This is a genomic window from Peribacillus sp. B65, from assembly GCF_058513295.1.
Window position 1 is genome coordinate 5480167 of the sequence record NZ_CP195840.1, and the last position, 10572, is coordinate 5490738.

Annotated in this window: 9 protein-coding genes; 3 read left to right on the forward strand and 6 right to left on the reverse strand. The window is 32.2% G+C overall.

The window, feature by feature from the left end; all coding sequences use genetic code 11:
• Positions 1–682: 682 nt before the first annotated feature.
• Both ACSR9O_RS27115 and ACSR9O_RS27120 read left to right on the forward strand, forming a co-directional pair.
• Positions 683–1858, forward strand: a complete 1176-nt coding sequence (locus tag ACSR9O_RS27115) for a PDDEXK family nuclease (protein ID WP_491725410.1) — start codon at positions 683–685, stop codon at positions 1856–1858.
• Between the two features lie 101 nt (positions 1859–1959).
• Entirely contained in the window at positions 1960–2334 is a 375-nt protein-coding gene (locus tag ACSR9O_RS27120) for a hypothetical protein (protein WP_491725411.1), read from the forward strand.
• Positions 2335–2479: 145 nt separating this feature from the next.
• On the opposite strand, the gene ACSR9O_RS27125 is transcribed toward ACSR9O_RS27120, so the two are convergent.
• The 5 genes from ACSR9O_RS27125 to ACSR9O_RS27145 all read right to left on the reverse strand — a co-directional run bounded on the left by ACSR9O_RS27125 (position 2480) and on the right by ACSR9O_RS27145 (position 8333).
• Entirely contained in the window at positions 2480–2677 is a 198-nt protein-coding gene (locus ACSR9O_RS27125) for a hypothetical protein (protein ID WP_491725412.1), read from the reverse strand.
• 216 nt (positions 2678–2893) lie between these two features.
• Positions 2894–3853, reverse strand: a complete 960-nt coding sequence (locus ACSR9O_RS27130) for a hypothetical protein (RefSeq protein WP_491725413.1) — start codon at positions 3851–3853, stop codon at positions 2894–2896.
• Between the two features lie 441 nt (positions 3854–4294).
• The gene (locus ACSR9O_RS27135) at positions 4295–7090 is read right to left on the reverse strand and encodes a TrlF family AAA-like ATPase (protein ID WP_491725414.1); all 2796 of its coding nucleotides are present in this window, start codon (positions 7088–7090) and stop codon (positions 4295–4297) included.
• A gap of 319 nt (positions 7091–7409) precedes the next feature.
• On the reverse strand, positions 7410–7583 hold the full coding sequence (locus ACSR9O_RS27140) for a hypothetical protein (RefSeq protein ID WP_491725415.1): 174 nt from the start codon (positions 7581–7583) through the stop codon (positions 7410–7412).
• Between the two features lie 129 nt (positions 7584–7712).
• Entirely contained in the window at positions 7713–8333 is a 621-nt protein-coding gene (locus tag ACSR9O_RS27145) for a recombinase family protein (protein ID WP_491725416.1), read from the reverse strand.
• A 681-nt stretch (positions 8334–9014) separates the two neighbouring features.
• Between ACSR9O_RS27145 and ACSR9O_RS27150 the strand changes: the two genes are divergently transcribed.
• Positions 9015–9254, forward strand: a complete 240-nt coding sequence (locus ACSR9O_RS27150; RefSeq protein ID WP_491725417.1) for a hypothetical protein — start codon at positions 9015–9017, stop codon at positions 9252–9254.
• Between the two features lie 304 nt (positions 9255–9558).
• Here the strand turns inward: ACSR9O_RS27150 and ACSR9O_RS27155 are convergent, their stop codons facing one another.
• Positions 9559–10410, reverse strand: a complete 852-nt coding sequence (locus tag ACSR9O_RS27155; RefSeq protein ID WP_491725418.1) for a tyrosine-type recombinase/integrase — start codon at positions 10408–10410, stop codon at positions 9559–9561.
• Positions 10411–10572: the final 162 nt, after the last annotated feature.

Here is a 10572-nt window from a genome sequence, read left to right on the forward strand (position 1 = left end):
TATGGAACGAAGATGTCCCTCGTTGTAATATGGATTTATTACGGGATAAATTAAAAAATTTATATATGGTATATGGAGTATCCATTAAACCCAAGTGTTACTGGGAGAAATAAAACCTAAAATTGTATCTTAAAAATACAAATTTTTTATGTATCAATACCATACATTTTACGATTATTCGCCAAGACTTTATTTCGTAAACCATAGTGAAGAAGAATGGAAAAAATAAGAGACTGTCTACTCAATAAAGGATACTACCATCCATAGGACTTATAGTATCGTAACCTATTGATAAAGCTATAAAAGCCAGTCTCTTAAAAAAAGAACTGGCAACTTTCTCTATTACATTCTTTATGCTCCTAAATATCTTACTTCCAATAACTATTATCCATAGAGGAGATGCTTACACCATTTAATGAGGAGCTGTGAATTACCACCTATATAAATACCAGCATGTGAGGCACCAGGTTTATAGGATTCAAGATGAACTGGACTCATAAAAACACTAGAATTTCATTCGAAAATAAACAAATAAAGGGCTTTTTGTGTATCAATAATCAGTATTATGTAAACTAATATATCAGTAACACACAATTCTCATTATTGTAACTTAGTCATAGTCTTTAATTATGAAATATAGAAACTGGACGGGATTTTTCTCTAAATAAAAGGAGGGGTTAGCGTGATTATCGAAGAGCAGAAGGCATTAGCAAAATGGCATTATTCAAATAAAGAATGGTTTATTTCTAAAGGATACGCGTTTACGAATTTTGGGGATGAATTTGAAGTTAATTATATAGATTTAATGGTAAATTCTAAAGTCAATATTTTTTTAAAATGTGATAATTGCTCAGAAGAGTTTAAACAGAAATATTGTTTAGCGATAAAAAGAGTTAATCATTTCTGTAAAAACGAGTGTTATAAAAATTTCAGGAAAAATAATGTAAGTCTCACTAACACACAGGTTGAGATAAAGTGTGTTAATTGTGAAAAACCTATAAAAGTGAAAAAATACAGATATGAAAAACTTCTTAATGGAGAGCAGAGTTTCATTACATGTAGTCGCACTTGCCAAAATATTTTAATTGGAAAAGAACATAGAGGAGAAAACAATATAAATTATAAGCAACCTTATTCAATCATATGTAACATTTGTGAAAAGCCTTTTGAAGTGCCACCAAATAGAAAAGATAGGGCAAAATACTGTTCAAAACAATGTCAGAGAATAGGCGTTGGTAAACAAAATATACCGACTAAGGTACGTATTATAGAGTGTGATAATTGCAGTAAAAAGGTTACAAGATGGGAACACCAGTTGATGAAATATGAATATCACTTTTGCTCAAGTGAGTGTAGACAATCTTATCAAGGTATCTTTCTAAGTAATCGTACAAATAAATTAAAAACCTCTTGTCAGATTAAGACAAATAAAATGTTAAAGCTAATGAATATAGAATTTGAAAATGAAAAACCCTATCAATTTTACGCAGTGGATAATTTTTTAATTAAATCGAATCTTATAATAGAGGTTATGGGAGACTATTGGCACAGTAACCCTACAAAATACAGTTCTTATGGCAATCTCAATGATACTCAACTAACAAGGGTGAAAATAGATAAATCTAAAAGAACATATATAAAAAATAAGCATAATATAAACATTCTTTATCTTTGGGAATCTGATATAAATATGAACCCTGAATTGTGCAAAAGTTTGATTCAACTTTATATAAATAACGCTGGAATTTTAAATGACTATAATAGCTACAATTATCAAATAATGAATAAAGTTATACGCTGCAATGATAAAATAATTAATCCGTATTTCATGAAACCTAATACTAAAAGACAGATCTAAAGTGTAATATTTGAAAATAAAATCCGTATTTTATATTGTAAACTTCCTCCCCTTCTAAATATTATCGTATGCTATGATAATATTTAGAAGGGGTGTTAGATTTGTCCAAATACTTTCCACTTGCAATTTTTATAACATTGATATCTATTTTATGTGGATGTCAAGAACAAGCTAAAGATAATACTTTATACAACGAAGCAGAAGAAATTTATCTTGCAATCGAAAATAGCTGGTCAAATGGTGAATATATTAGTGATAGTAATCAGGAACAGATTGTTAAATTTAACGAAGAATACATTGTGAATTATAAGGATTATCCATCCGAAGAGAATGTAATTATGGAAATGGAGAAATTAATTAATGGTTATCAAATGTATTACACTGCAATTGGTCAAGATAACGTAGAAGCAAAAGAAAGGTATAGCAATAATGTTAATGAAGCTTTAACTAATTTAGAAAAAGAATTTAACAAATAACATTTAAACTTGTTAGAAGTATCAATTCGTTGATGCTTCTTTTTTGATGTTCTTTTTGGCTATGGTCAACACCTAATTTGTTAAAAAGTTTTTTCAACTTATCGACATCCTCAGGTGCATAATAAATGGCTTGTTTCAGCAGCTCTTAAAAATCTCCTAGACAAATATCAGATTTAGTTTGGTTACCACCCCATAACTGTACCTCTCCTACACCCCCTGAATGTCCAGGTGTCGCTTTAAAATAAAGATTGATTAAATTGATACCAATAACTTTGATAAACAAAAAAAAGAAAAGGTTTGTTTTGAAAAAAGATTGATCAAAACGAACCTTTAAAATATTCAATCGAAGTATTTTTTATAAAAATGTTTGATCATTTCTGTAATCATTATTTCATTAAATATTACTCATCTACTTGATATGTTTTAGGGGTACTCATTTTTTCATCAACTTTCTCTATTAGTTTCTGATTTATACTAAGTTTCCCTATAACAATTTCATTCGATAAAACATTCTTTGCGACATACCCATCAAGCAATAACGAAGCAAAGCATTGTGCTTCTACAGCTTGTTTCCTTTCGAGTTCAAAAGGTATCGTTCCATAACTATGTGCAGCTGCATTTCTAAGATTAAAAAGTTATAGTAGAAATCTATATATGTAGTTTCACCTTTTGTGAATTCATGATCTGGATTTATACCAAGTTGGTTAAGCCATTTTTGTTTATGTTCTAAAAAACGGCTTCTATTTTCTTTGTTAGGCGGTTTTCCTATTAACGCTTCAACACATCTGCAAGCTTGTACAATTGCTGCTTCATAATCAGATATTACATTTGCTTGCTCCCAAAATTTTGGTTCATGACTTGGGTGTTTTTTATAGGGATGTCGATCTAGCTCACATATTAAACAACAATAATGTGTTTTCATAGATGCATAATAGTTACTCATAGCAGTATATGCCTTATCATCACGTAAAACCAGTTCTATAATTGGAGAAATAAAATATAGATCAGTGAGTTTTAAAATAGTACCATTCAGTAAACTATATCTATCGGAGTCATTACAATCATATATTTCCTGCTCTGATATTGATATATTTGGATCAAAATAATAACACCATTTATAATCCAATTCCATAGTGTGCTCAAAGTTTCTAGAGTAAGAGTATGCTAGTTGAATAACCGTTCCAATGTTCTTCCAGAAATTTTTATCCTTTACATTGTCAGAGACCCTTGAGACTAATGCGGTATATGAATCTTTTGTATGTGTCCATAAGAATAATTCTTCATCACCACATTTCATTAACGGAAAAAAGTCGTGTACTTTAGGTTTAAAACTATTTTCAAATTTGATTCCATCTATGAAAGCATGATTACATACTTTATTTGGAATATCAGTTGGAAAGTGTTCGTCCAAATACGCTTGATGATTTCTGTACGCTTCATTAAATTCCTCAAGCCCTTTTGCTAACACCTTTTCAAATTCATCCATAAAATCATTGTCTTTACTATCATCATTATTCATAAATTCACCCCATATCAAATAAAGCTAGATATTAATTTAATTCTCTACATTCTGGTCCGATTGCTGAAAGAAAAAAATCCTCCACATCATCAAAGGATTTTTAACTGAACTTTTTTACAAATTATCAATCTTTATTATAAACGATCAGACTTTGTTATAAATTATCAAACTTTGTTTTAAATCCACACCAGGTTTTTCTTATTATCAAGACCCACAATATCCATATCCTTACTATTACTAAGGATATGAAAAACTAAAATTCTATTATGTATAGAAAAAAGCAGCCTGCTAGCTGCTCTTTTCTACTCGTTCGATTCCAACTGAATGAGTTTACTCTTTGAAGTTCCACTCTAAGTTACTTTTACTAATAAAATCAAAATTAATGGAATACTCATGATATGTAGTCCATCGATAAATGAACTCGAAGAAAAAAAACTGGTATTAAAATCCGTATTTTTTCTCTCTTATCTCGAACGCTTCTTGTCCACCTTCTAAAATTTCACAAACGTGAGATTTTATACCTTTAGAAGTTATTTTCAAGCTATCATCTTCTATAAAATCACACTCTAATGCGCCAGAGATATATTCAAAACGATGTGTATGATTCTCTTGTAACTGATGATCTTGATTAGCCACAATCACATTTTCAGAGTCTGTGAGAACAGCGAGGTTTGCGTTATGTGTGACTACTATTATTTGTCTGTTTTCCTTTTTACTTTTAATAAACTGAACTAAATCTTTTGAAATTGTTCGATTGTCTAAATTATCTTCGGGCTGATCGATGAGGATCGGATGCTTTTCTTCACTCATTTCAAGAAATAGCTCTAATAGTACAAGCCCCCGTTTACCTGGCGACATTTGTTTAAGGCTATCTCCATCTTTGCTTAAGTCATAAACTACCTTAATTGCAGAAGTATTCAAAAGTGCTTCTACAGCTTCCTGATTAGTAAAAGATTGTTTAAGTTTAAGTTCTTCTTTTTTCCTTTGAATAATACTATTAAAAAGATACTCTATTTTGTCTAAGTACGTTTCCTCCTTAAATAAAAATTCTTCATTTTCGTTAAAAATTCCCATTTGATTTTCCGGAAAAATATTTGTTATTCTTCCTCGCCTATTGAAAAGTGACATGAAGCTATCTTCAAATTTCGATTGATCAAACAAAATACTCGCATTTAAAGTTAAACTTTTAAATTCTGCTTTACCATCAAAATAACCTTTTACCTCTTTTAATGTAATAAAATAATCTTTAAAGCTATTGATTATTTCTTGTTTTATTTGATTTATGGATGATAATAACCCAATTTCTTTTCTACTATGTTCCTCAATTTGTTTTATTAACTCATCTTGTTCTTCAGCTCTTGTTTTTAATTCTGTAATATCTGATAGTTCTTTTATCTTATCCATGTATGGATTAAGCTTATTTGTAATCTCCTTCTGTTGAAGTACTTGATTTAGCTCTAAGCTTATAAAGCTTTCTTTCTTCTCATTTAAATTAGTTTGTGCCTTTAAAAATGCAGCATTAACCTCTGTTTGCAGGTCTTCCATTATTACTAGAGCTTCTTCGTTTAAATCTTGATGTAAATCCTGAAGATTACCGTTTACATCATCTAAAATTAAATCCAATTTGCCGCACGCAAAATCAACTTGCTGAATTTTTTTTTGTTGCCTCATTATATACTTGAGTATATCTTGGCTTTTTTTTTCAAGTTCCTTCATTTCATTTTCATCTGTTTCTGATAAGCTAGATATTTTCAACTTTTCATCAATTAATATTTGTAATTTAGTTTGTTCCTTTTCAATTGCTGCTTTGTCCCCAATCCTTTTTATATCTTGTTTAACTAAGTCCAGTTCATTAATTTTCTCAAACAATCTTACTATATCGTTCCTCATGGTACTACTCAGTCTATTAATAACCTCTCGTTTCTGGACGAGAAATGTGGCATTCTCTTCTTTTTGTATTAATATTTCCTTTATTTTTTTTTGTAAGTCTTCATCAGCAGTTTCTTCAGATAAGGAGTTGATATACATTTGAGGTATATAAGTTACTTTCCCTTTATTATCTGAAGGAGTAGACATATCATCATTCCTCCAACTTACCTTAAAATCAACATTTTCTATAAAGCTGTTAGCATATGGATTTTTCCAATGTCTTTCTTTACCACGAGACTCTACCTCCTCCTTTGAAATAGCTTGAGCTATTTTATACAAAAGCAAAGACTTACCAGACGATTTTCCACCTATTATTGTATTTAAACCAGGATTAAGCTTAATTTTAGTATCGTTGAAGTTCTCATTATTTAAAAAATGTACTGAGTCGATAACATTATAATCACTTTTAGTATCTGGATTATTTTCTTGTATAACAACACGGTGTTCTGGTTCATGAATTATTTGCAGTAGTCCTTGAAATGATGGTTCAGCTTTAATCCAAGTGTAGCGGTTCAAATCAGGTTTACAAATTTTATCAATACTATGAGCATCAGATCCGTGTAGACAAGGTTTCAATGAACCAAAGCGTTCAACAATTACTTCTTTTGGATGTCCCGCGGCTTGTCCTAAGAAAAATTTTCTATCTCCAGCTCTACTTGAAAATATTGCATCTGCAAACTGATAAATCTTTTGCTGTTCCATTCGCATTGATGAATCTCTTAATCCAGATGCTCCATCAGTCTCTTTATTTGCTACAATAGTTATATAATTCCCATTGAATAAGCTCCTATTTTGTTGTAAAATATTTTCAATCTTGGAGATAGAAACTTTAAATTGATTCATACCTTCTCTTAGTGCTGTTTCGTCACTGGTTATAGTAGAATTAGCTAGTTTACCTAATGAAATCAGATCGGATTCAACACAACTAAATGTTCTTCCTCCATATTCATATTTCAATTCACATAAAAATTTGTCTTCAATATGCTCAACTACATATGGCGAAAAAATAATATGTAAATTAATAGGTCTCTCTCTATTAGTGACAGTATCAATTCGGAGTTCAATATTAGGTATTATCAAATCGATATTCGGTAATCCTCCACTATCTTTATAATGTTTTACCCTTAGATATCCTTCAATAGAATAATAGTCTGTAATACCCAATACACTTATATCAGATAAACCCTCTAAAGCTCTATAATATTCATCCCATTCTCCAAATTCATTGTGAAGTTTAGAGGAGGGAGAATGAACATGTAGATCCCACTTTTTCCACATAGATCCCCTAGTATTTAATAATTGCTTCAAAATAATAACCTCCTATTTTAAAAAACAGATTCATAATCCAATCTACCTATAAATATTATACACTCTTCCAAAATTTTCATATACAAATATTTTTCACTTAACTATTTTTTGGGTCAAGCATCTTTTAAATTGATTCTTAGTGATAAAATGTTAATATGCGAGCTGGTTATAATAATTGGTGTTAAAATAGTTCTTCCAGTACACCTGTACCTAGGAGGAGGTGGAAAATGCATTTACATATACTCTATAAAAAATGGACATTTTGAACTGTATTACTCTTACAACAGACATATAGGGGTCCTACCACATTGCCATCAAGTTAAAGTTTTGTAGGACCCCAAGAAGAATTTTTGGACTTTCTTGTAACTTCTAAGTTCAATTTATCGTTTTGAGGGTGACCGATTTTCTTGACTTGATGGGCATGTGGTAGGCCCCCCCCTTCTAAGTACTCTAAAACTGCATTTGATTTTTCCTCTATCGTATATTTAGTCAAAAAAACTGCACCTCCAATTGTTAGATTTTGTCTAACAATTGGGGTGCAGTTCATCTGAAGTGAAAAATTGGACTAAACAAGGCTGGGATACAGGGAGCAAAGGCTACTTTTTTTGACGAGTTTCTTCTATTATATAGCTTTTTTATTAGAGTCTTTTTCATATTCTTTAACCAACTTGTAAAAAGTCGTTTTTTTAACGCCTAATACAGCCATGGCTTTAACGGCTGTCATCTCTCCTGCTTTCCAACGATCATACACTTCTTTAAGCTCTTCGGTTACTTGAGCTTTCGGTCGGCCGAAGGGCACACCATTTTGCAAAGCCACATTAATTCCTTCACGCTGCCGTTTTCGTATACGGTCCCTCTCCTCTTCCGCCATCCAGGAAAGGATTTGTAAAACAAGATCTGCGATGAAGGTCCCTAAACTATCCTTAAATTGAGTAGTGTCCAACAATGGCATATCCATGACCACGATATCTGCTTGGATATTTTTCGTGATGTCATTCCATTCTTGTAGAATTTCTTCCTTGTTCCGGCCAAAACGATCGAGTGAATGAATATATAGGACATCCCCTTTCCGGATCATACGTTTTAACAATTGATATTGAGTCCGGTCAAAGTTTTTCCCACTTTGTTTATCTAGGAAGATATCTCGTTCATCTAATCCTTTTTCTTTCATGGCCTGAAGTTGACGTCCTTCATTTTGATCTTTGCTACTGACTCTTATATATCCGAATTTACGAACATCCATTTTCTTACTCCTCATTCTATTTCTTTCTACTATTCTACCAAAAACGTTCGTAAAAGTGTATGTAAAACACTGAACGTTCGTAAAGTGTTTTTAAACTTTAACGAACGTTAAAACAAGAGGATTTTATCGAAAAAATAACTGTTCGTAAAAGTGTACTTAACGAACGGGTGTAACAATGCTATACCTCCCATTTCGGAAATTTTTTAGCTTTAAACGGCGCTCAACCATTTTTGTGAAATACAACATTTTCTTTTTTGGATATTATTAAAATAATAGATCTGCTGATTTTGTTAATTTTAGTCCCTTCATCCTATCAGCCTGTGATCCTTTTATCATACCAAGAGGTTTTTGCTTGTATTTCCAAATGAAACCCTTGACAATGTAAGCGCTTTCTTTTATGATGATAATAAGTTGGATGGCATGCGTGGCCGTCATAGTATCTGGCGTAGGTGGGGCCAATATCCATCCGGAACAGTACATAGAAGAAATCCCCTATTTATGCAACAGCTAGCTTCTTCCGAATAGGAAACAGTGATTCATCAATCATGTTATTCACATACAAAAAAACTCTGTATTCGGTCAAATTCAGGGTTTCCCTAGCTTGAAAGCTCCCCTTAAGATCCCTTATGTTTTTATTACAAATATGTATGCTAGTTTTATTGTAAAATGAGGAGGTGCTTTATGGAGAACAAAAAAAGTTCCCTTTACGATGAATTACCGTTAGAATTATTGGCAGGATTTTATTATGAAATAAATAAGAACATTGAAAAAGGAATCTTGTCTGGTGCTATGTATCATGAAATTAGATTAATGGAACAAACAGCATTAAAAAGGGGTATCTCACATGAATACCTACATGACAAGGGTGCTTGTATAATTGAAGCCGAGAAACTACTAAGAGAAACTACCCTGCAACCCTAAATTGTAGAATAAGAAGTCCAATGATGTTTTCTAGTCTACCCTAGGTGAGGCCAATACCTGGAACAGTATATAGAATAGATTCCATTTTTATTTACCCTCTGGCTACCAAAGGGTTGTTTTGGGTGGCATTCACCAAAAGAAATCATCGCCTTAAAAATTCCTAGTCTTTTTAACCTGTCCTTTAAAAGGCCTACACTTTATAAAAGAAATGCTATTTTTAAATCATCAGTAAGAAATTCCCCGTGCTATTGGAACTTTATATAATGAAGGAAAACTTCTTGTATATCGTTAAGTATTCCCAATCCTACAAATTATCAAAAGTATTTTCAATGGCTGATTCCAATTCTTCTTTTCCTTCTCCTATATAACGTTTGGTCATGTTCAAATCTTTATGCCCCATCAATTTTGAAACGGTTTGAAGGTCTATCCCCTTATCGATTAATGTTTGGCAAAACGTATTCCGCAGCTTATGGGGAGTCGCATTATATTTAGTCAGCATATATTGCACGGACCTTGGCGTTATGCGTTGATTCACACTGGATATGAAGATGGCTTCCGTGTCCATATTTAAAAATTCCTTGTATGCCTTGATCTTTTCACTAGCAGTCATGGAGAGTGGAATCTTCCTGTCTATATCACCTTTTGAATCCCGGATGAGGATATATTGCCTTTCTCCCTCTTTTTGAATGTCACTATGGTTCAAATCACAAAGTTCGGACACCCGGATACCCGTATGAATCATTGTGTAGACAATAGCAATATTCCTGAAATGCCCAGAGGCCTCGATTTCTTTTAGGAGAGCAGCTTGCTCAAGCATGTTCAGGGCTTTTGGCGGATCTTCTTTCTTTTCCTTTGCTTTACGATCGATGTTGTGGACGATTTCGGGTTTATCAAGGAACCTGGAAAACATGGTAATGGCTGAATAATGTTTTTCAATCGTTCCTCCACTCTTGTTTGACTGTTCCATATCGTCTAAATAGGTTTGGACGTGGGATTTTTCAATCTCTTCCGCCTCATCTTTAAACCATTGAAGAAGCTGGGAGATGACTCCCACATAGGTTTTAATCGTACCATCGGATTTATTTTGACCCATTAACCATTTCGCAAAAGAATGAAGAATTTGTTTATTGTCCAGAATTTCTTCTTTACTGGTCATTCGAGAAGCCCCCTACCAAAATCATGCTATTAATAAGCCTTTCCAACGAATTGTGGAATTTATACAAAAAAACCTTAGGATAATCCTAAGGTTTAGAATGCGTAGATAGGATTTGAACCTGTTTATACGGGTTTATGAATCCTAATTGATGTGATAAACATT

Coding starts and splice junctions, on each gene's coding strand:
- ACSR9O_RS27130 (WP_491725413.1), bottom strand. CDS start 3,853: ATGAATAATGATGATAGTAAAGACAATGATTTTATGGATGAATTTGAA.
- ACSR9O_RS27145 (WP_491725416.1), bottom strand. CDS start 8,333: ATGGATGTTCGTAAATTCGGATATATAAGAGTCAGTAGCAAAGATCAA.
- ACSR9O_RS27150 (WP_491725417.1), top strand. CDS start 9,015: ATGGAGAACAAAAAAAGTTCCCTTTACGATGAATTACCGTTAGAATTA.
- ACSR9O_RS27155 (WP_491725418.1), bottom strand. CDS start 10,410: ATGACCAGTAAAGAAGAAATTCTGGACAATAAACAAATTCTTCATTCT.